The organism is Streptomyces sp. NPDC031064, from assembly GCF_055570965.1.
Genome location: NZ_JBVIGF010000004.1, coordinates 611,922 through 631,923, shown reverse-complemented (window position 1 = coordinate 631,923; position 20,002 = coordinate 611,922). Strand labels below are relative to the sequence as shown.

Sequence of the window (20,002 nt, the reverse complement as noted above, 5' to 3'; positions counted from 1 at the left end):
TTCCCCCTGTTGGTTCTCCGCTTCTCCGCTTCCTCGCTTCTCCGCTTTGACGGATGAGGTCCGGCGAGAGGAACGTTATAACTCAACAATCACGACCAGAAGCATATGAAACACCGCCGGAGCAACTTCCGTATTTTCACGTCGCGTTCGTGGTGCGGCGTGTCGCGCGCGAGAGCCGGGCGGCGGTGTCACCCATTCGGTCGCGCAACCGGCGAAATACTGAGGCGTTGTTGGTGTAGCCGGCCACGTCGGCCGCAGTGCCCCACCAACCTAGGAGCTCCTCCATGTCCCGTATCGCGAAGGCAGCCGTCCTGACCTCCGCCGTAGCCGCGTCCGTCGCCGGTGCCACCGGCGTCGCGCACGCCGACGCCGACGCGGATGCAGCGGCCGTGAAGTCCCCCGGCGTCATCTCCGGCAACATCATCCAGGTGCCGATCCACATCCCGATCAACCTGTGCGGCAACACGATCGACATCATCGGTGCGCTGAACCCCACTTTCGGCAACGTCTGCGTCAACGACTGACGCGGCACGCCACGCGCACAGCCGGCGCGAGACAGTGCGTCATCCCCGCGGGGGGTGGCGCACTTCTGCGTGTACGGAAGCGGGTGCGGGAACGCGGGTGGAAACGGACGCGGAAGCGCGTACGGGAACGCGTGCGGAATGCTGCCGGAACGCGTGCGGGAACGCGTGCGGGAACGCGTGCGGGAACGCGTGCGGAAAAGGGCGTGCCACTCCATCGGCGGCGCGCCGCCATCGCCCCGGCGGCCGAGTCCGGGGTGCTTTTCGTGGCAGGTCAGGCGGCCCGATTCACCCGTCGGGCCCACTCGTACGTGGTCACGCATGCGTTTGCGGGCCGCAATGGGCGGACTCACGGTGATGTCACGTTCTCGACGCATCACTGGGCATCACCGGAAGGACAAGGCATGCGTCTCCTGACACCCCGCCGTGTGGCGGTCACCGCGCTCTGTGCCGCGCTCACGCTCGGTACGGCGGGACCCGCCCTCGCCCACGCCACCCACCAGGCCGCCAAGGAACAGGCCAAGGAGCAGGTCAAGGCGCCGGAGGACATCGGCGACATCCTCGGCTCGATCGGCAACGTGCTCGACTCCGTCCTGGGCACCGTGTCGGGCGCGAACAGCGGCACCCAGACGCTCCCCGCGACCGACATGGACCAGCAGATGAAGGACCTCACGGCCGCCATCGAGGCCCTGAGAAAGGCGGCGGCCGAAGCGGAGGCCAACTCCGGCCCCGCGACCTCCTCACCCGCGACCTCCGCCCCCGCGCCCGCGGGCACCTCCATGGACGCGACGGACTCGACGGACACCACCGACACCACGGACGCGGCCGTGGACAAGGCACTCGCCGGCATGGACAAGGCCATCGACGACATGGTCGCCGCCGCGATGAAGGGCCAGGCGGTCACCTCGGCGTCCCAGGTCCAGACGGCCACCAAGACCCTGATCGACGCGATCATGCGCGACGTCGCCGGAATGACCGGTACGCAGGCGACGGGCGTCAGCACGCTCCCGGCCACCACGCTCCCGGCCACCGGCCTCTAGGTCCATCGGGCCCGCCCCCGACGGCCGTGCCGCCTCAGCCCCCACTGAGCCGACACGGCCGCCGGCCATTTCCCACCCGCCAAGCTGATCCCATTGATCTGGTTCATCCCACTGATCTCGCTGATCGGAGAATAGGACCGATTCGTATCGTTCGAGTGCAGTGCCGAGAATTCGCGGCTCGTGGAGTTTCCCCCACGCGGAGGGCTCGTTAGGGAAGACAGAGCGCTGCACAGGTGATCCAAGTGGCCTGTGATGTGCGTGAGTTGCAGCGAACAGACGCCATTCCAGGAAGGACTCCCTCCCATGAAGCCCACCAAGGTTGCTGCGGTCGTCGCCGGTTCCGTGATGGCTCTGGGCGCGGCCTCGCCGGCCTTCGCCATCGACCCCACCCTCACCCCGTCCAGCCTCAACGGAGGCGTCGAAGCCCTGGGCAAGCGCGGTCTGACCGAGGCCGTTCCCGCCGACGCGGTGGGCAAGGTGACCGACGGCAAGGCCGTCGACAAGGTGCAGGACACCGCCGGTGGGGCGAAGGACACCGCCACGCCGCTCCTGGGCGGCCTGCCCGCGCTGGGCGGCGGCAAGTAACTTCGCCTGATGGACGGGAAAGTACTCCCTCGTACGTGACGCTGCCGGGGCCGGCGGAAGACGATGAACTTCGTTTCCCGTCGGCCTTTCGGCATGCCCGGTTCTCCGCGCGCGACGCGACGCACCGGCGTTGCTGCAATCAGGCGAATTCTGACGCCGCTCTCGGCGCGTGCTCGTTCTTTGAGGCAGCACCGTTACTCACAGCCCGGGAAGGCGTACGCAGCAATGAACCTGAAGTCTCAGGCAGGCGTGGGGATTGTCGTCACGTGCCTCGCATCGGCGGCGATGGCGTCGCCCGCGGCGGCGTCCGCCGCCGTGCCGGTCGCACCGGTGGACGTGCCGCTGCACGGTCTCGGAACCGTACTCCCGACGGAGACGCCGACGCTGCGTACCGGCGTCCCCATCCCGCTCCCGGGGGCGCCCATGGGGCTCACCGGGCATGGGGAGGGCAGGGTACAGCCGCTGCTCCTGCCGCAGCTCCCCATCACGGCCGGGATCCCGGAGACGCTGGTCAGCGCGCCGCTGCCGGACGTCGTGGAGGGCGAGCCGACGGGCCGGGCGCTGGTCGCCGCCCCCGCCTCCGAGGTGCAGGCGACCACGCCGGGCGCGATCCTCGGCCTCCCGATCACCCTGCCGCGCGCCGAGTCGCTCGGCCTGCCGGGCGTCGAGCTGCCGCAGGCGGGCTTCCTGGCGCCGACCGTGTCGGGGGCGCTGGACTCGACGCTCGGGCTGGCTCAGCCGAAGAACTGACCCGGGCCCCTCCCCCGAGCGGCCCCTGCCGCCGAGCGGTCCCTCCTCCCGAGCGGTCACTCCCCCCGAGCGGCCCCTCTCACCGAGCGGTCGCAAATCCCATCGCCCCGCACGTTCCCTTTCCTCCTCAAGCCCCCGCTCCGTCCAACAAGTCCCCCTCTCCCCCCCACCCCCCACAAGTTCAAGCACAAGTTCCCCCCCGTCCCCGAATTCCCTTCCCCCGCACTCCCTGCGTCCAAAAGGGCGAACCCTGTGCCACGACCGGCTGTTGGAGTGGCGCGGCCGTTACCCGTCCTGAAAAGCGGCGTTGTAGGGGAGTGACGACCGCGGTTCCGCGGTCGGATTTCCACGTACAAGGAGATTTTGATGTCTCGCATCGCGAAGGCTGCCGCCGTCATCGTCGGCACGGGTGCTGTCGCCCTGAGCGGAACCGGCATGGCCGTCGCCGACGCGCGGTCCGACGCCGCTGCCGTCGAGTCCCCCGGTGTCATCTCCGGCAACGCGATCCAGGTCCCGATCCACATCCCGATCAACCTGTGCGGCAACACCATCGACATCATCGGTCTGCTCAACCCCGCGTTCGGCAACCAGTGCGCAAACGTCGACGGTCACAAGAAGGACCACAAGGACCACAAGGGCGGCTACGGCGGCTGAACACCGCGGCGTACAACCACGTCAGCAGCATACGGCCCCCCGGCTCACCGGCCGGGGGGCCGTTCCGCGTCTCCGGCCGGTCACGCGTAGCGGTAGATGTGGTGGTGGTCGGCTACGTCGGCGGGGGTGACCTTGAACGGCGGCATGGGCTCGTTCCGCGCGACGACCCGGCGGTACTGGGCCGAGCCGGGCGGGGGCGGTGTGGCGGGCAGGTAGCGGGCCCTGGGGTTCTTCCGCTGCCAGCGCGACCAGATCAGGTCGATGAAGGAGTGGTGGAGCCAGAAGACCGGGTCGTTGACGGACGCGCCGCCGAGCATCAGACCGCCGACCCACCGGTGGACGCGATTGTGGTTGCGCCAGCGGCCGTTGCCGCTCTGCCGGGTCCAGCCCTCCAGCGCGTTGCGGAAGCCGGTGCGGCTGGTGGAGTCCCAGGGCGCGGAGTCGTACACGGTCTCGGCGGTCGCCCCGGCCAGTTCCCGCGCGGTGGGCAGCCCGATGGGGTTGGCCGGGTTGCCGAAGTTCCGCGTCAGGAACGGTGATTCGGTGACGCCGACCGTGATCGGCCAGTTCCCCCTGGCGTACGCGAAGGGGCCGGTCATCACCTGGTGGTCGCCGCGCCGCCCGTTGCCGCCCATGAAGTCCTCGCCCCACAGGGACGCGGCGGGGGTGTTGTCGCGGGTCCAGTCCCAGTAGGGGACGGTCACCGTCGGGTCGACGCTCCTGAGCGCCCGCTCGAACTCCAGCAGGTACTGCCGGTGCCAGGGCAGGAAGGACGGCGCCATGTGCGCGACCCGCAGATCGTCGTCGCCGTCCGCGCTGTAGTACTCGATGTGCGTGCGGACGAAGTCGTCGTACCGGCCGCTGCGCTTCAGCGCCAGGACGGCGCTGACGAACTTCTTGCGCTCGGCGCCGGTCAGGTCGCGCTGGTTCTTACGAACGTACGCCATGGTGTCCTCCTCCCGGGGCGAGCCGGGCGGAGCCCAGCTCGTCCACGGCGGCGCGGGTGGCGGCCAGGGGCGTCGGGTACGACTGGTAGTGGTCGACGGGCGTGAGGTAGCCGCCGTCGGCGCACCGCATCAGGTGCAGGGGCCTGCCGTCGACCCGTACGCCGAATCGCCGCCCGTCCGGTGGCAGGGGCTCGCCCTGGATGTGCCGCCCCTTGTACATCTCGTCGAACCCCGCCCCGGGCGCCCACGACCGCGTCCGTGCCGCCCCGTCGCGGGGCGTGGCGGCGACATGGGCGAGCGTCCCGCCGGTGAACGCGGTGACGGTCAGGGTGAACAGTGCCCGCAGCGCGGCGCGCCGGCGCGGGAGGAGGCGGGACAACGGCTGTACGACGCTCATCGATCGGGCTCCCTGCTCATCGTGGCTCCCACCGGGCACAACGACCCCGCACCTGAACCGTTCCGGAGGGCGTAACCGCATCCCTCACCGGGCCATTACCCGGCCAGGTGAATCATTGGCCCGGCATATCGGCTGAACGGGTGGAAACCCATCCGAAGGCACCGCAAGACGCCACTACCATCCGGCAGCATGACCTCTTCCACCGCCGCAACCCCGGGGCAGCAGGAATCCCTCCTGGGGACCCTTGCCGTCATCCCGTGGGCCAATGAGCCCGAGCCCGAGTCCGATGCGCCCGTCATGCCGTTCCTGATGGTGTACTCCCTCGGGGACGGCCGGGACGGGCCCGAGGCGGGGGCGGAGGCGCTGCGGAGCGAGTTGGAGAAGGCCGGCCTGTCCATCGGCGACAAGGTCACGGACCTCACCCGCGAGACCCGCGTTCCGGTCACGCTGCTGGTGGAGGCCGAACAGGCCGTGCTCAACCTGCCGTTCATGAAGGTGCAGTGTCCGGTGCCGCCGGAGTGGGAGAAGGCCGCCCACGAGACCGGCAAGGCCTATCTGATCTGCTCGCTGCGCCCGTGGCCCGAGGCCGTGCAGGGACAGCCGGTCAGCGAGGAGCAGTTGCGGGCGTTCGTCGGTGCCGACGAGCTGGTGGAGCAGAGCGCCCACTGCCTGCTGCCCGTGCGCAGGGTACGTACCTGACCCTTCCCCCGAAGAGGCCCCGGCGGCAGGCGCGTTGACCTGCCGCCGGGGCTTTCCCTCGTTCCGGGGAAGAAATCGGGGAAAACCGCGACGAAAGGATTCGGCGTGTAACGTCGCCGCCATGACGATGACGCGCGTGAAGGACGAGGCGCCCCTCGCCCGGACTGAGGATCGCGAGCGGGACATCACGGTCGGCGCCGGCCGGCCGCTCGCGTGGCTGCTGGTGATCACGGGCGCGGTCGGGCTGCTCGCGGCGTGGGTGATCACGCTGGACAAGTTCAGACTGCTCGAGGACCCGTCCTTCACCCCGGGGTGCAGCCTCAACCCGGTGGTGTCGTGCGGCAACATCATGAAGAGCGAGCAGGCGTCGGTGTTCGGGTTCCCCAACCCGATGCTCGGGCTGGTGACCTACGGCATGGTGATCGCCATCGGCGCGGCACTCCTCTCGGGCGCCCGCCTGCGGCGCTGGTACTGGCTGGGCCTGAACACCGGGACGCTCTTCGGAGTCGGCTTCTGCACCTGGCTGATGCACCAGTCCCTCTACGAGATCGGCTCGCTCTGCCTGTGGTGCTGCTCGGCCTGGGCCGCGACCATCGTCATGTTCTGGTACGTGACCTCCCACACCCTCCGCAAGGGCCTGCTCCCCGCCCCGCGCGCGGTGCGGGGTTTCCTCGACGAGTTCACCTGGGTCCTGCCCGCGCTCCACATCGGGATCATCGGCATGCTGATCCTCACCCGCTGGTGGACCTTCTGGACAAGCTGACGAGCCCGGGCGGGTACGCATGACGAGTTGTCCGATCTTGTTCCGGGCCTCTCCGTGGACGTCCGCCGACGCCCAGGAGGCGTCCGCCTAGGCGTCCGGGTTCTTACCGGCGGCGACGGTGGTGATGCGCTGCACCTGCATCGTGGCGAAGGACCGCAAGTCGTGGTCCTTCGGCAGCGAATGGCCGTACACAAGGGCTACGACAGTGCCGACGCGGAGCGCCGCAACCGTGGATTCTTCCTTCGTGTAGGCGTCGGTCTCATCGGCGCCCACCTCGATCGTCAAGGGCTTGATCGCGGCAGTGTTCTTCTCATGGTGCCGGGCGACCACCGTCTTCATGCCGGCCTTGGCGCTCTCGACGGAGTCGTAAGCCAGCAGCTCGAAGTCCACGTCGGTCTCACCGCCGCTGTCCAGCTCGAAGTGCTGGGTAGTCGCTACGCCGGTGAGTCCGGCGCAGTTCCAAGCGCCCTTCATCTGACAGAACTCCTGTATTTCGCTGCCCTCTTGAACCTGCGGAGTCCGACCCTTCCACCCCTTGGGCGCGGCCAGCTCGCTCGGAATGGCCTGCGCCACCTGGGACGGGGTGAGCGGTCCGACGGCCGCCTTCTCGCCACCGGCATTCGTTCCGCCATCGTCCGAGCAGCCGGCCAGCGCCAGTACCAGCGCGAGCCCGACAAGCCCACCGCACGTCTTCCGCATCACCATGACGCCCCCGTCCTTCCATGATTGATCGTCAATTCGCTCGATACTAAGGGGCTTTACACAGGGCCCCGCCCTGGCTCCCACGAGAAGCGGACGGCGAACCCCAGGATGCAGAGGCGCCACTGTGGAGAGGGGACGGCCCTCCCGTCCGGCCGGTCAGGCCACGATCGCTGGACGACTACTCGTCCAAGACCCGCAACGACATCATCCCGGGCATCGGTCAGCACCGGCTGAACAAGCTGGAACCGGAGCACCTGGAAACGACGCACGCGGCGATGCCGGAGGAGGGACACGCCCCCTCCCACGTGCTCAAGGTGCACCGCATCCTGTCGCGGGCGCTGAAGATCGCACACCGCCGCCGGAGACGCGTTCCTCCCCCAGCTCCGGCCGCAGATCCGGGGCCCGCCGAACCCCCGACTGAGACCAGAACTGAGACCACGGTCACACGCGCGGCACGCTCCCGGCTCCGCCGTCGCGTCCACTGAACCACAAAACCCCAGGTCAGAAGAGTCTGACCTGGGGTTCCAGAGTGAGCCGCCTTCGGGATTCGAACCCGAGACCTACGCATTACGAGTGCGTTGCTCTGGCCAACTGAGCTAAGGCGGCAGTGCCGTGCGATCCCCCTGGGAGGTGCAGCAGCGGGGACCAGTTTACACAGGTCCAGGGGGTGCCTCGCACACGCGTCAGCGGCAGCGCTTTCCGGGCGGGGGGACCGTGCCGTCCAGGAGGTAGGTGTTGATCGCGGTGTCGACGCAGTCGCTGCCGCGGCCGTAGGCGGTGTGGCCGTCGCCGTCGTAGGTCAGGAGGGTGCCGGAGGAGAGCTGGGCGGCGAGGGACTTGGCCCACTTGTAGGGGGTGGCGGGGTCGCGGGTGGTGCCGACGACGACGATCGGTGCGGCGCCGTTCGCCTCGATGCGGTGGGCGGTGCCGGTGGCCTTGGTGGGCCAGTACGCGCAGTTCAGGGACGCCCAGGCGAGGCCCTCGCCGAAGACCGAGGACGCCTTCTCGAAGGAGGGGACGGCGGCGGCGACCTGGTCGGGGCTGGTGAAGGCGGGCGGCTGGTCGAGGCAGTTCACGGCGGCGTTGGCGTACATCAGGTTCGAGTACGTGCCGTCGTCGTCGCGCTCGTAGTAGCCGTCGGCCAGGGCCAGCAGGGCGGAGCCCTCGCCGCCCATCGCCCGGGTCAGTGCCTCGCGGAGCTGGGGCCAGGCGGACTCGTCGTACATGGCGGCGATCACACCCGTGGTGGCCAGCGCCTCGCCCAGTTCGCGGCTCTCGCCGGTGGGGACGGGCCGGTCGTCGAGCGCGGCGAAGAACGCCTTGAGGCGGGCGGCCGCGGCCGTGGGCGACTCGGTGCCCAGCGGGCAGTCCGGCTGCTCGACGCAGTCGGCGGCGAAGGAGCGGAAGGCCGTCTCGAAGCCGGCCGTCTGGTCGCGGTTCAGCTCGGCGGTCGGCAGGGACGGGTCCATCGCCCCGTCCAGGACCAGCCTGCCGGTGCGGGAGGGGAACAGCTCGGCGTACGTCGCGCCCAGGAACGTGCCGTAGGAGGCGCCGACGTAGTTCAGCCGCTTGTCCCCGAGGACCGCGCGGAGGATGTCCATGTCGCGGGCGGTCTCGACCGTGGAGACGTGGGGCAGGATCCGGCCGGAGCGCTGCCGGCAACCGGCCGCGAATTTCTGGAAGGCGGCGGCGAGGCGGTCGGTCTCGCCCGGGTCGTCGGGGGTCTGGTCCACCTGCGTGTACGCGTCCATCTGCGGGCCGTCGAGGCACCGGACGGGCTCGCTGCGGGCCACGCCGCGCGGGTCGACGGCGACCACGTCGTAGCGGGCGCGCACGGGGGCGGGGTAGCCGACGCCCGCGTACCCCTGGAGGTAGCCGACCGCCGAGCCGCCGGGGCCGCCCGGGTTGACGAGCAGGGAGCCGAGGCGCTTGCCGGGGCCGGTGGCCTTGACCCGGGAGACGGCGAGCTTGATCTGCTCGCCGTGCGGCTCGGCGTAGTCGAGGGGGACCTTGAGCGTGGCGCACTCGAAGCCGGGGGCACCGCACGCGCGCCAGGTCAGCCGTTGGCCGTAGTACGCCTTGAGCTGCTCGGCCGAGGCGGCCGAGGACGCGGCCGGGGCGGAGGCGGCCGGTGTCGTACCCCCTTCCGTGCAGCCGGCCAGGAGCAGGCCGAAGACCGACAGGGTGATGGCGGACGTGCGGAGCAGACGGCTGGAGTCCATCCCCGGAGCGTAGCCGGATGCTCACGCCTCGTGCCCGCGACTACCCGTACGGGTTACCCCTGGCGGAGGGCCATGGTCATCGCCTCCACCGCGAGCAGCGGCGCCACATTGCGGTCCATGGCCTCCCGGCAGGCGAGCACCGCCTCGATCCGGCGCAGCGTCCGCTCGGGTGTCGACTCGCGGGCTATCCGGTCCAGCGCGTCGCGCACGTCCTCGTTGGCCAGGGCCGTGCCGGAGCCGAGCTGAAGGGCGAGGACGTCGCGGTAGAAGCTCGTCAGCTCGCCGAGGGCCAGGTCCAGGCTGTCGCGCTGCGTACGGGTCCTACGGCGCTTCTGCTTGTCCTCCAGCTCCTTCATCGCGCCGGCGGTGCCGCGCGGCATCCTGCCTCCGGGTGCGGCCCCGAGCGCGGCCTTCAGCTCCTCGGTCTCCTTGACGTCGGTGCCCTCGGCGACCTCCTTGGCGTCCTCGGCCGCCGCGTCGATCAGCTCCTGGGCCGCCTTGAGGCAGCCGCCGATGTCGTCCACCCGCAGCGGCACCTTGAGGACCGTCGCCCGGCGGGCCCGGGCGCGCTCGTCGGTGGCGAGGCGGCGTGCGTGGTCGATGTGGCCCTGGGTGGCGCGGGCGGCGGCGTACGCGGCCTCCGGCTCGATGCCTTCGCGCCGGATCAGGACGTCGGCGACGGCCTCGACCGGCGGCGTCCGCAGCGTCAGGTGGCGGCAGCGGGAGCGGATGGTGGGCAGGACGTCCTCGATGGAGGGCGCGCACAGCAGCCACACCGTGCGGGGGGCGGGCTCCTCCACCGCCTTCAGGACCGCGTTGGCGGACTTCTCGTTCAGCCGCTCGGCGTCCTCGACGAGGATGACCTGCCAGCGGCCGTTCGCCGGCGACGTGAACGACTTGCGGACCGTGTCCCGCATGTCGTCGACCAGGATCTGCGTGCCCACGGCGGCGACCGTCGACACGTCCGCGTGCGTGCCTACCAGCGCCGTGTGGCAGCCGTCGCAGAATCCGCAGCCCGGCTCCCCGCCGAGCGCCCGGTCGGGGCTGACGCACTGGAGCGCGGCGGCGAACGCCCGGGCGGCGGTGGTCCGCCCGGAGCCGGGCGGACCGGTGAACAGCCACGCGTGGGTCATCTTCGACGCGTCCGGCGGCGCCGTGCCGCCCGCGTCGGCGGTGACGAGTGCGTCGGCGTCACGGGCGGCGGCCCGCAACTGCTCCTGGACACGGTCCTGGCCGACCAGGTCGTCCCATACGGGCATGGGTCACCGCCTTCCTGCGGACGTACGTATCGATCCGGCTTCCCATTGTGGGGCAGGGGTCTGACAACGATCGCCGGGCCGCCGCTGACGGGAGGCGCCCGTCAGCGGCGGCGGCCGCCTCCCGCCCCGTAGTCCTGGTCGTCGTCGTGCGGGCCGAGCAGCTCGTCCGCGAGCGTCGGCAGGTCGTCCAGCGGGGTCTCCTCCGCCCAGTCCGAGCGGCGCCGGGGCCGGCCCTGCTCGTCGACCTGCGGCAGCTCCCGGGTCCGCTCCACGGCGGCGCGCCCGGGCTCCTCGTCACGGAAGAACCCCGGCGGCACGCGGTCGGCGGGCCCCGCGTCCCGGACGGGCGGCAGGACCGCCGTCTCGTCGGCGGGGCCGGTGGGGCCGGTGGGGCCGGTGGTGTCGCTGGGGTCGGCAGGCGAACCGGTGGTGGTGGCGGGACCGGCCGCGTCGGTGTCGGCAGGCCCGGTGTCGCGCACCGCGCGCAGCACGGTCGTCTCGTCGTCGGCCGCCGCGCCCGTGTCCCGTACGGGCGGAAGGAGAGCCGTCTCGTCGTCGTCCTTGCGCATGTTGACGCGCGGCGCCGGGACCTCCTGGGTCTCCTGGTCCGGGTTGACGACCGGCGTCGGCACCGTGGTCTCCGCGGCGGACGCGGACGCCGCCGCGGCCGCCTCCTCCGCGCGCCGCCGTGCCTCCTCGGCGCGCAGCAGGGCCTCCTCGGCCTTGCGCTGCTTCTCCAGGCGCCGTGCCTCGGCCTCGGCGCGCAGCCGCTCCTGCTCCTCCTTGAGCTTGCGCAGCCGCTCCTGCTCCTCGCGGCGGGCCTTCTCCTCGGCCTCGCGGCGGCGCCGCTCCTCCTCGGCGAGCCGGCGCGCCTCCTCCGCCCGCCGCCTGGCCTCCTCGGCCTGCCGCTCGGCCTCGCGCTGCCGCGCCTCTTCCTCCTCGCGGCGCTTGCGCTCCTCCTCCTCGGCGCGCAGCCTGGCGAGCTGCTCCTGGCGCTCACGCTCCAGGCGCTCCTCCTCGGCCTTGCGCGCCGCCTCTTCCTCGGCCTTGCGCCGGGCCTCCTCCTCGGCCGCCTTGCGCGCCGCCTCCATGGCCTTCACCTCGGCCTCGGAGAGGGGGAGCACCTGGTCGAGCCGGTGGCGGATGACCGTGGTGACGGACTCCGGCTCCTGCCCCGCGTCCACCACCAGGTACCGCCCGGGGTCCGCCGCCGCGAGGGCGAGGAAGCCCGCCCGTACGCGCCGGTGGAACTCCGCCGGCTCCGACTCCAGCCGGTCCGGCGCCTCCGTGAACCGCTCCCGCGCGGTCTCGGGCGACACGTCGAGGAGAACGGTCAGGTGGGGTACGAGTCCACCGGTGGCCCAGCGGTTGATGCGGGCGATCTCGGTGGGCGACAGGTCGCGGCCCGCACCCTGGTAGGCGACGGACGAGTCGATGTACCGGTCGGAGATGACGATGGCGCCCCGCTCCAGGGCCGGGCGGACCAGCGAGTCGACGTGCTCGGCGCGGTCGGCGGCGTACAGCAGCGCCTCCGCGCGGTTGGACAGCCCGGCGCTCGACACGTCGAGGAGGATGGAGCGCAGCCGCTTGCCGATCGGTGTGGCGCCCGGCTCGCGCGTGACGACCACCTCGTGGCCCTTCGCGCGGATCCACTCGGCCAGCGCCTCCACCTGCGTGGACTTGCCGGCGCCGTCGCCGCCCTCCAGGGCGATGAAGAACCCGGTCTTCGACGGCGCCTGCGCCGGGTCCCCGCCGCGCAGCGCGTCCCGCAGGTCGCGGCGCAGCGGCACGCCGGAACGGTCGTCCGTCTTGGCCAGCACCAGTGCCGCGACGGGCAGCAGCAGGGCGCCGACCAGCATCAGCGTGAAGGCCGCGCCGCCGTGCGCGAAGACGAAGTCGCCGCTGGCGAGCCGGTGCGGGCCGATGGCGGCCGCCAGCAGCGGGGCGGCGAGCGCGCCGAGCGCGATGGACACCCGTACGACGGCGTGGAGGTGCTCGGTCAGCCGCGGCCGCCGGTACTCCTCCGTCTCCTGGTCCAGCAGGGTGTGCCCGGTGTTGGCGGCGACACCGGCCGCGAAGCCCGCGCCGAGCGCGACGAACAGCACGGTCGCCGTGTCGGGCACCAGCCCCAGGGCGAGCAGCGCGACGCCCATGGAGGCGGTCGCGAGCGCCAGCAGGCGGCGCCGGGAGAGGGCGGGCAGTACGGACGGGGCGCGGCGGATGCCGAGGCCCGCGCCGCCGGTCAGCACCAGCACCAGGAGCGCGAACGCGACGGGACCCCCGCCGAGGTCCCTGGCGTGCAGGGCGGCGACGGCGGCGGCGGACGCGACGGCTCCGGCGACGGCGGCGCAGGCCAGCACGAGCAGCGGTATGGCTCCCGTACGCCCCTTGTCGACGCCGTTGCCGGTCGACGGGCGGCGCAGGCCCTCCAGCGGGGAGCGGGGGCGCGGCGTCTGGGCGTCGGGCAGTTCCAGGAAGTACAGGACGGAGACGGACGCGGCGAACAGTCCGGCCGCCACGTACGAGCCGAGGGCCGCCTGGTGGCCGGAGAACCAGTCGATGCCCGTCCCCAGCACGTTCCCGATCAGCGTGGCGACCAGCAGCGCGGCGGCGGCGCCGGGGATGGCGGCGAAGCCCGTGCGCAGCGACAGGCGGCGCAGCGCGTCCATGTGGTCCGGCAGCGGCCGTACGGCGGCGCCCTCCAGGGGCGGGGCGGGCAGCAGCGCGGGGGCCGCGCCCTCCTTGGCGACGGTCCAGAAGCGCTCGGCGACCCCGGCCAGGAAGGCGGTGCCGAGGAGGAACGCGAAGGCCTGGTCGGGCGTCCAGTCGATCCACAGCGGCGCGATGACCAGCAGCACGACCCGTACGCCGTCGGCGCCGACCATGGTCCAGCGCCGGTCCAGGGGGCCCTTGGGGGCGGTGAGCGTGGTCAGCGGGCCGAGCAGGACGGCGCCGAACAGGAGCGTGGACAGCACCCGGGCCCCGAAGACGGCGGCGACCGCGAAGGCCGCGCCCCGGTACCCGCCTCCGAAGGCGCCTTCGACGACCGCCGCCTGCAGGGCCAGCAGCACCAGGACGAGCAGGGCGAGGGCATCGCCGATCCCGCCGACGAGCTGCGCGCTCCACAGCCGCCTCAGCGGCGGGGTGCGCAACAGAGCCCGTACGGCGCGCTCGCGGGAGTCTGCGGCAAGTGCGGCGTCGGAGTCTGAGGTGGGGCTCAAGACCGTTGGCTGCTCGGCTCGCGTCATCCCATCAGCCTATCCGGACCGACTGACACCCAGTCGTCCCCGCCCGAACAAACGGCTGACCAGCAGCACCGCCCCGGGGCGAGGCCCCGGGGCGGTGCTGGTGCCGTCAGCCGTCGGCCGTCAACCGTCAGCGGCTGGTCACTCCTCCGACGACGCCGACGACGCCGACGCGGTCCTGGAGGCCGTGGCCTTCGCCGTCGCCTTCTTCGCCGTCGTCTTCTTGGCGGTCGCCTTCTTGGCCGTCGTCGTCTTCGCGGCCGTCTTCTTGGCCGTCGCCGTCTTCTTCGCGGCGGTCTTCTTCGCCGGGGCCTTCTTGGCCGCCGCCTTCTTGGCGGTCTTCTTCGCCGGGCCCTTCGCGCGCTTCTCCGCCAACAGCTCGTACCCGCGCTCCGGCGTGATCGTCTCCACGCTGTCGCCGGTCCGCAGCGTGGCGTTCGTCTCGCCGTCGGTGACGTACGGCCCGAAGCGGCCGTCCTTGACGACCACCGGGCGCTCGCTCACCGGGTCGGTGCCCAGCTCCTTCAGCGGGGGCTTGGCGGCGGCGCGGCCACGCTGCTTCGGCTGGGCGTAGATCGCCAGAGCCTCCTCCAGCGTGATGGTGAAGAGCTGCTCCTCGTTCTCCAGCGACCGCGAGTCCGTGCCCTTCTTCAGGTACGGGCCGTAGCGGCCGTTCTGGGCGGTGATCTCGACGCCCTCGGCGTCGGTGCCCACCACGCGCGGCAGCGACATCAGGCGCAGCGCGTCCTCCAGGGTCACCGTGTCGAGGGACATCGACTTGAAGAGGGAGGCCGTGCGCGGCTTCACCGCGTTCTTGCCGGTCTTCGGGGTGCCCTCGGGCAGGATCTCCGTGACGTACGGGCCGTAGCGGCCGTCCTTGGCCACGATCTGGTGGCCCGTCGCCGGGTCCGTGCCCAGCTCGAAGTCACCGCTCGGCTTGGCCAGCAGTTCCTCCGCGAGCTCGATCGTCAGCTCGTCGGGCGCCAGGTCCTCCGGCACGTCGGCGCGCTGGTGGCCCTCCGCGTCCTTCTCGCCGCGCTCGATGTAGGGGCCGTAACGGCCGACGCGCAGCACGATGCCGTTGCCGACCGGGAAGGAGGAGATCTCCCGGGCGTCGATCGCGCCCAGGTCCGTGACCAGCTCCTTCAGGCCACCGAGGTGGTCGCCGTCGCCGTTGCCGGCCTCGGCGGCACCGCCCGCCGCGACCGTCGCGTCGCCCTCGCCGAAGTAGAAACGCTTCAGCCACGGCACGGCCTGCGCCTCGCCGCGCGCGATGCGGTCGAGGTCGTCCTCCATCTTCGCGGTGAAGTCGTAGTCGACGAGCCGGCCGAAGTGCTTCTCCAGCAGGTTGACGACCGCGAAGGACAGGAAGGACGGCACGAGGGCCGTGCCCTTCTTGAAGACGTAGCCGCGGTCCAGGATCGTGCCGATGATCGACGCGTACGTCGACGGGCGGCCGATCTCGCGCTCTTCCAGCTCCTTGACCAGCGAGGCCTCGGTGTAGCGGGCCGGCGGCTTCGTGGCGTGGCCGTCCGCCGTGATCTCCTCGGCGGTCAGCGCGTCGCCCTGGGCGACCTGCGGCAGCCGGCGCTCGCGGTCGTCGAGCTCGGCGTTCGGGTCGTCGGCGCCTTCGACGTACGCCTTCATGAAGCCGTGGAACGTGATCGTCTTGCCGGACGCGCTGAACTCGGCGTCGCGGCCGTCGCTCGCCCGGCCGCCGATCTTGACGGTGACGGAGTTTCCGACGGCGTCCTTCATCTGGGAGGCGACGGTCCGCTTCCAGATCAGCTCGTACAGCTTGAACTGGTCGCCGGTCAGGCCGGTCTCCGCGGGCGTGCGGAAACGATCACCCGAGGGACGGATCGCCTCGTGCGCCTCCTGCGCGTTCTTGACCTTGCCGGCGTACACGCGCGGCGTGTCGGGCAGGTAGTCGGCACCGTAGAGCTGCGTGACCTGGGCCCGGGCCGCCGCGACGGCGGTGTCGGACAGGATGGTCGAGTCCGTACGCATGTACGTGATGAAGCCGTTCTCGTACAGCTTCTGCGCGATCTGCATCGTCGCCTTGGCACCGAAGCCGAGCTTGCGGCTGGCCTCCTGCTGGAGGGTGGTGGTGCGGAAGGGCGCGTACGGGGAGCGGCGGTACGGCTTCGACTCGACGGACCGGACGCTGAACGACGCGTCGGCGAGCGCGGCGGCCAGGGCGCGGGCGTTCGCCTCGTCCAGGTGCAGCACCTGGCCCGAGGAGGCCTTCAGCCGCCCGTCGGGGCCGAAGTCACGGCCCTGGGCGACGCGCCGGCCGTCGACGGTGGTGAGGCGGGCGATGAGGTTCGACGGGTCGGAGGCGTCCCCGGTGCGGCCCGTGGCGAACGTACCGGTCAGGTCCCAGTACTCGGCGGAACGGAACGCGATGCGCTCGCGCTCCCGCTCGACGACGAGGCGGGTGGCGACGGACTGGACCCGGCCGGCGGACAGCCGGGGCATGACCTTCTTCCACAGGACCGGCGAGACCTCGTAGCCGTAAAGGCGGTCGAGGATGCGGCGGGTCTCCTGGGCGTCGACCATGCGCTTGTTCAGCTCGCGCGGGTTGGCGACGGCGGCCTGGATCGCGTCCTTGGTGATCTCGTGGAACACCATCCGGTGGACCGGGACCTTGGGCTTGAGGACCTCCAGCAGGTGCCAGGCGATGGCCTCGCCCTCGCGGTCCTCATCGGTGGCGAGGAAGAGCTCGTCGGACTCGGCGAGCTGCTCCTTCAGCTTCCTGACCTGGGCCTTCTTGTCGGCGTTGACGACGTAGATGGGCTGGAAGTCATGCTCGACGTCCACCCCGAGGCGGCGCACCTCGCCGGTGTACTTCTCGGGCACCTCGGCGGCGCCGTTGGGGAGGTCGCGGATGTGCCCGACGCTCGCCTCGACGACGTAGCCGGGGCCGAGGTAGCCCTTGATCGTCTTCGCCTTGGCAGGCGACTCGACGATGACGAGTCGGCGGCCGCCCTGTGCGGTCTCGCTGGTCGGGGACAACTTCGCTCTTCTCTCCGGTCGACGCTCGGTGGCGCGTGCCGCGCGGTGTGGTCGCACCGCGTGCACTCCTTGCGCACTGCTGTGACGCTGTGCTCTGACGCTGCTCGCGCTGTTTACGCTGCTGTCGCTGCGGAGTGTGACGGTACAACCCGCCCCCGTGTCAAACGGCAAAAGACCGCAACGGCCACTCGAACGGTAACCCGACTCCGGGCATTCCTGCCGCCCGGACTCCCCTCAGAACCCGGAGCCCCCCATTCCGCCGCGCCCTGGGACGCGGCTCGGCCGAGGCTCCGGATGCGACTCGGACGCGGCTCGGTTGCGGCTCCGGACTCGGCTCCGACCAGGTGCGGACGGGGCTCGGGCGAGGCTCAGACGCGGCCGAAGCACCACACCCCGAGGATCACGAAGGCCGCGCCCAGCGAAACCGCGAACGTGATCGCCGCGACCGGGCTCACCCCGAGCGCGACCGGCGCCCGGTGCAGCGCGCGTGTCCCGGTCCACAACAGCAGTCCCGCCCCGAACAGCGTGAACGCCGTCCCGGCGAAGATGGCCGGTCCGCTCTCCATGCCCGTACCCCGTTCCTCGGTGATCCTCTGGGTTGCCCCGAGGGCGAGGCTGACACCTCTGGGAGTCGTGGGCGCGAATTGTGGGTGAACGGCACGGGAGACGCGCCGCGGGTTCACCCGCGCGGCGCCGGGTGCGGAGGGGGGTGGGCGGCGGTGGGGGCGGTGAGGGGACCGGCGGGGTCACCGCGAGGAGTGGATGTTGGCCGGTTTCGCCTCCCGTGAGGGAGCCCCCGTGGCGGGGACCCCTCGTGGCGGGCATTCCCCGGCGCCCTCAGGCGCCCCGCGCCGGCTCCAGGAAGCCTTCCTCCACCAGCAGCCGGATCGACTGCGGCGTACGGTCCCGCAGCAGCACCGGGTCCTCGCCCATGAGCTGGGCGATGGCGTCCAGGATGCGCCCCGCGCTGAGCGTGCCGTCGCAGACGCCCGCGAAGCCCGCGCCAACGGCGTCCACCTTGGTGGCGCGGCGCATGCCCCGGTTCTGCCGGAGCACCACGTGCTCGGGGTCCTCCGCGCCGGGCAGTCCGACCTGTTCCTGCATCACCTCCGGCGCCAGCACGAAGTGGTCGGCGAGCAGCCCGGCGTCGTCGCGCGAGCGCAGGTAGTCCTGGCGCGCGAAGTGCGCCCGTACCGTCTCGCCGAGGGGCTGCTCCACCGGGTGCGGCCACTCCTCGATGACGATGGACGGCTCGTCCGCACCGGACTTGCGCAGCGTGATCCAGCCGAAGCCGACCGCCTTGGTCTTGCGCGCCTCGAACTCGTCCAGCCACGCCTCGTACCGCGCCGCGTACTCCTCCCGGTCCGCGAGGAGGTGGTCCCCGGCGTCCCGCAGCCACAGCTCGGCGTACTGCGTCACCTCCTGGACCTCGCGCTGCACGATCCAGGCGTCGCACCCACGCGGCACCCAGGAGCGCAGCCGGTCCTGCCAGTCCTCGCCCTCGACGTGCTGCCAGTTGGCGAGGAAGTGCGCGAACCCCCCGTCGTTCAGCCGCTCCCCCGCCTGCTGGACGAGGGACCTGCACAGATCGTCCCCGCCCATCCCGCCGTCCCGGTAGGTCAGCCGGGCGCTCGGGCCCCCCATGCCGGAGGCCAGGGGAGAGATCACGAACGGCGGGTTCGACACGATCAGGTCGTACGTCTCCGACGCCACCGGCTCGTACAGCGAACCGGTGCGCAGGTCGGCCTCCGGCGCCCCGGAGAGCGCCAGCGTGAGCCGGGCGAACTCCAGCGCCCGCGGGTTCAGGTCCGTCGCCGTCACGCGCGTGGCGTGCTGCGCGGCGTGCAGCGCCTGGATGCCGGAGCCGGTGCCCAGGTCCAGGGCCGAGGCGACGGGCGTACGGACCGTGATCCCGGCGAGCGTGGTCGACGCGCCGCCCACGCCGAGGACCACGCCCTCGCCACGGCCGCTCGCCCCGGCCGCGCCGCCCACGGCGCAGCCCAGGTCGGAGACGATGAACCAGTCCTGGCCCTCGGGCCCGCCGTACGGCCGTACGTCCACGGTGGCGCGGACCTCGCCGCCCTCCTCCACCACCCATCCGTCTGCGAGCGCCTCGTCCAGCGGCAGCGCCACACGCGCCCGTTCGTGCGGCACGGGGCACTGGAGGAGGAAGAGGCGGACGAGCGTGGCGAGCGGCCCGTCCGCGCGGGTGGCGCGCAGGGCGGGAACCGTCTCGCTGCGGGCGAGCGCCGCGTAGGCGGGCGCGCCGAGCAGTTCGAGCAGGCCGTCGGCGGTGAAGTCGGCGGCGAGCAGGGCGTCGCGGAGGCGGTCGGCGCGGTCGGGCACCGGGAGGCTGGCGGTAAGGCTGGACGTACTCACCTGCCCATTGTGACCGCCGCCACTGACAATCGACGCGCGGCCCGGCCCCCGCGGGGAGACCGGGCCACTCTTACGTCAGGGCCGGAACGCCTTACTGGGCTGCCTTGCTCGACGACGCGGAAGCCGCGACGGTTGCCGAGGCACGGGCCGACGCCGAAGTGCCGGCCGACGCCGGAGCCCCGGCGGACGCCGAAGCGGCCGCGTCCGGGCCCGGCTTGGCCGGCGGGATGGTCGGCGAGACCGTCGCCTCGGCCTTGCGGCAGCCGGGCTGCTTGGCCATCGCCTGGCCCAGCTCGCCGGACTGCAGCTTGGCCAGCGCGTCCTGGTCCATCTTCTCGATCTTCTTCAGCCCGTCCGCGACGCCTTGCAGCCCGTCGGCGAACTTCTGCTGGTTCTTCGGGTCGAGCGCGTCGACCTGCTTCTTGAGGCCCTCGTACGCCACGGCCGTGGCGTTGAGCTCCTTGACCGCGTCCTGCTGGAGCTTCTCGCCGTTGTCGACGGGCGGTACGCCGGCGTCCTGCACGGCCTTGGCGAGCGCCTTGTCCGCGTCGGCGATGTCCTGGAAGGCCTTCGAGTCGGCCGCCTGGATGTCGGCGGGCTTGCCGTCCGCCGCCGTCGAGATGATGGCCTGCTGGGCGTTGGCCCTCTTCTGGATCTGCGGCTGCGCCTGGTCGCAGACCTTCTTGGCCCAGGCGTCCACCTTGTTGTCGCCGCCGTCGTCGTCGCCGCCGCAGCCCGACAGCGCGAGCATCAGTACCGCACCGCCGGACAGTGCGACCGCAAGCTTCTTGTTCACCGGTTTGGTCCCTTCCAAGGCTCTC

General features: G+C 71.8%; 17 protein-coding genes, 1 tRNA gene and 1 pseudogene. 8 read left to right on the top strand and 11 right to left on the bottom strand.

Going from position 1 to position 20,002, the window contains the following annotated elements:
• Positions 1–284: 284 nt before the first annotated feature.
• From ACZ46W_RS18300 to ACZ46W_RS18280, 5 genes are all read left to right on the top strand, one after another.
• Entirely contained in the window at positions 285–524 is a 240-nt protein-coding gene (locus ACZ46W_RS18300; protein WP_366128394.1) for a chaplin, read from the top strand.
• A 401-nt stretch (positions 525–925) separates the two neighbouring features.
• Entirely contained in the window at positions 926–1,561 is a 636-nt protein-coding gene (locus ACZ46W_RS18295; RefSeq protein ID WP_468338554.1) for a hypothetical protein, read from the top strand.
• A 303-nt stretch (positions 1,562–1,864) separates the two neighbouring features.
• Positions 1,865–2,146, top strand: a complete 282-nt coding sequence (locus ACZ46W_RS18290) for a hypothetical protein (RefSeq protein WP_468338552.1) — start codon at positions 1,865–1,867, stop codon at positions 2,144–2,146.
• 225 nt (positions 2,147–2,371) lie between these two features.
• A complete protein-coding gene (locus ACZ46W_RS18285) occupies positions 2,372–2,896 on the top strand; it encodes a hypothetical protein (protein ID WP_468338549.1) in 525 nt (174 codons plus the stop codon).
• A 366-nt stretch (positions 2,897–3,262) separates the two neighbouring features.
• Complete coding sequence (locus ACZ46W_RS18280; protein WP_366128390.1) at positions 3,263–3,550, top strand: chaplin; 288 nt, start codon at positions 3,263–3,265, stop codon at positions 3,548–3,550.
• An 80-nt stretch (positions 3,551–3,630) separates the two neighbouring features.
• Here ACZ46W_RS18280 and ACZ46W_RS18275 read toward each other — a convergent pair whose 3' ends face one another.
• Positions 3,631–4,497 carry a tyrosinase family protein gene (locus ACZ46W_RS18275; protein WP_468338546.1) on the bottom strand — a complete coding sequence of 289 codons (867 nt, stop codon included), beginning with the start codon at positions 4,495–4,497 and terminating at the stop codon, positions 3,631–3,633.
• Positions 4,481–4,894 (bottom strand): tyrosinase family oxidase copper chaperone, encoded by a 414-nt coding sequence (locus ACZ46W_RS18270; protein WP_468338543.1) that lies wholly within the window; start codon positions 4,892–4,894, stop codon positions 4,481–4,483. The genes ACZ46W_RS18275 and ACZ46W_RS18270 overlap by 17 nt, the downstream gene beginning before the upstream one ends.
• A gap of 189 nt (positions 4,895–5,083) precedes the next feature.
• Between ACZ46W_RS18270 and ACZ46W_RS18265 the strand changes: the two genes are divergently transcribed.
• Positions 5,084–5,593 carry a DUF5949 family protein gene (locus ACZ46W_RS18265; RefSeq protein ID WP_468338540.1) on the top strand — a complete coding sequence of 170 codons (510 nt, stop codon included), beginning with the start codon at positions 5,084–5,086 and terminating at the stop codon, positions 5,591–5,593.
• A gap of 127 nt (positions 5,594–5,720) precedes the next feature.
• The gene (locus ACZ46W_RS18260) at positions 5,721–6,356 is read left to right on the top strand and encodes a vitamin K epoxide reductase family protein (RefSeq protein WP_468338806.1); all 636 of its coding nucleotides are present in this window, start codon (positions 5,721–5,723) and stop codon (positions 6,354–6,356) included.
• 87 nt (positions 6,357–6,443) lie between these two features.
• On the opposite strand, the gene ACZ46W_RS18255 is transcribed toward ACZ46W_RS18260, so the two are convergent.
• On the bottom strand, positions 6,444–7,061 hold the full coding sequence (locus ACZ46W_RS18255) for a hypothetical protein (protein ID WP_468338537.1): 618 nt from the start codon (positions 7,059–7,061) through the stop codon (positions 6,444–6,446).
• Positions 7,062–7,213: 152 nt separating this feature from the next.
• Between ACZ46W_RS18255 and ACZ46W_RS18250 the strand changes: the two are divergent.
• Positions 7,214–7,498, top strand: a pseudogene (locus ACZ46W_RS18250) (tyrosine-type recombinase/integrase); the annotation flags it as partial.
• Positions 7,499–7,590: 92 nt separating this feature from the next.
• Here the strand turns inward: ACZ46W_RS18250 and ACZ46W_RS18245 are convergent.
• The 8 genes from ACZ46W_RS18245 to ACZ46W_RS18210 form a co-directional block, all read right to left on the bottom strand.
• Positions 7,591–7,664 (bottom strand) — tRNA-Thr (locus ACZ46W_RS18245).
• A gap of 77 nt (positions 7,665–7,741) precedes the next feature.
• Positions 7,742–9,280 (bottom strand): alpha/beta hydrolase, encoded by a 1,539-nt coding sequence (locus ACZ46W_RS18240; RefSeq protein WP_468338534.1) that lies wholly within the window; start codon positions 9,278–9,280, stop codon positions 7,742–7,744.
• 53 nt (positions 9,281–9,333) lie between these two features.
• Positions 9,334–10,539 (bottom strand): DNA polymerase III subunit delta', encoded by a 1,206-nt coding sequence (locus tag ACZ46W_RS18235; RefSeq protein WP_468338531.1) that lies wholly within the window; start codon positions 10,537–10,539, stop codon positions 9,334–9,336.
• Positions 10,540–10,640: 101 nt separating this feature from the next.
• On the bottom strand, positions 10,641–13,787 hold the full coding sequence (gene tmk / locus ACZ46W_RS18230; RefSeq protein WP_468338528.1) for a dTMP kinase: 3,147 nt from the start codon (positions 13,785–13,787) through the stop codon (positions 10,641–10,643).
• Positions 13,788–13,925: 138 nt separating this feature from the next.
• Positions 13,926–16,802 (bottom strand): type I DNA topoisomerase, encoded by a 2,877-nt coding sequence (gene topA, locus ACZ46W_RS18225; RefSeq protein ID WP_468338525.1) that lies wholly within the window; start codon positions 16,800–16,802, stop codon positions 13,926–13,928.
• Between the two features lie 368 nt (positions 16,803–17,170).
• A complete protein-coding gene (locus ACZ46W_RS18220) occupies positions 17,171–17,368 on the bottom strand; it encodes a hypothetical protein (protein ID WP_468338522.1) in 198 nt (65 codons plus the stop codon).
• Between the two features lie 271 nt (positions 17,369–17,639).
• On the bottom strand, positions 17,640–19,181 hold the full coding sequence (locus ACZ46W_RS18215; protein ID WP_468338519.1) for a DUF7059 domain-containing protein: 1,542 nt from the start codon (positions 19,179–19,181) through the stop codon (positions 17,640–17,642).
• Positions 19,182–19,272: 91 nt separating this feature from the next.
• On the bottom strand, positions 19,273–19,977 hold the full coding sequence (locus ACZ46W_RS18210) for a small secreted protein (protein ID WP_468338516.1): 705 nt from the start codon (positions 19,975–19,977) through the stop codon (positions 19,273–19,275).
• Positions 19,978–20,002 lie beyond the last annotated feature (25 nt).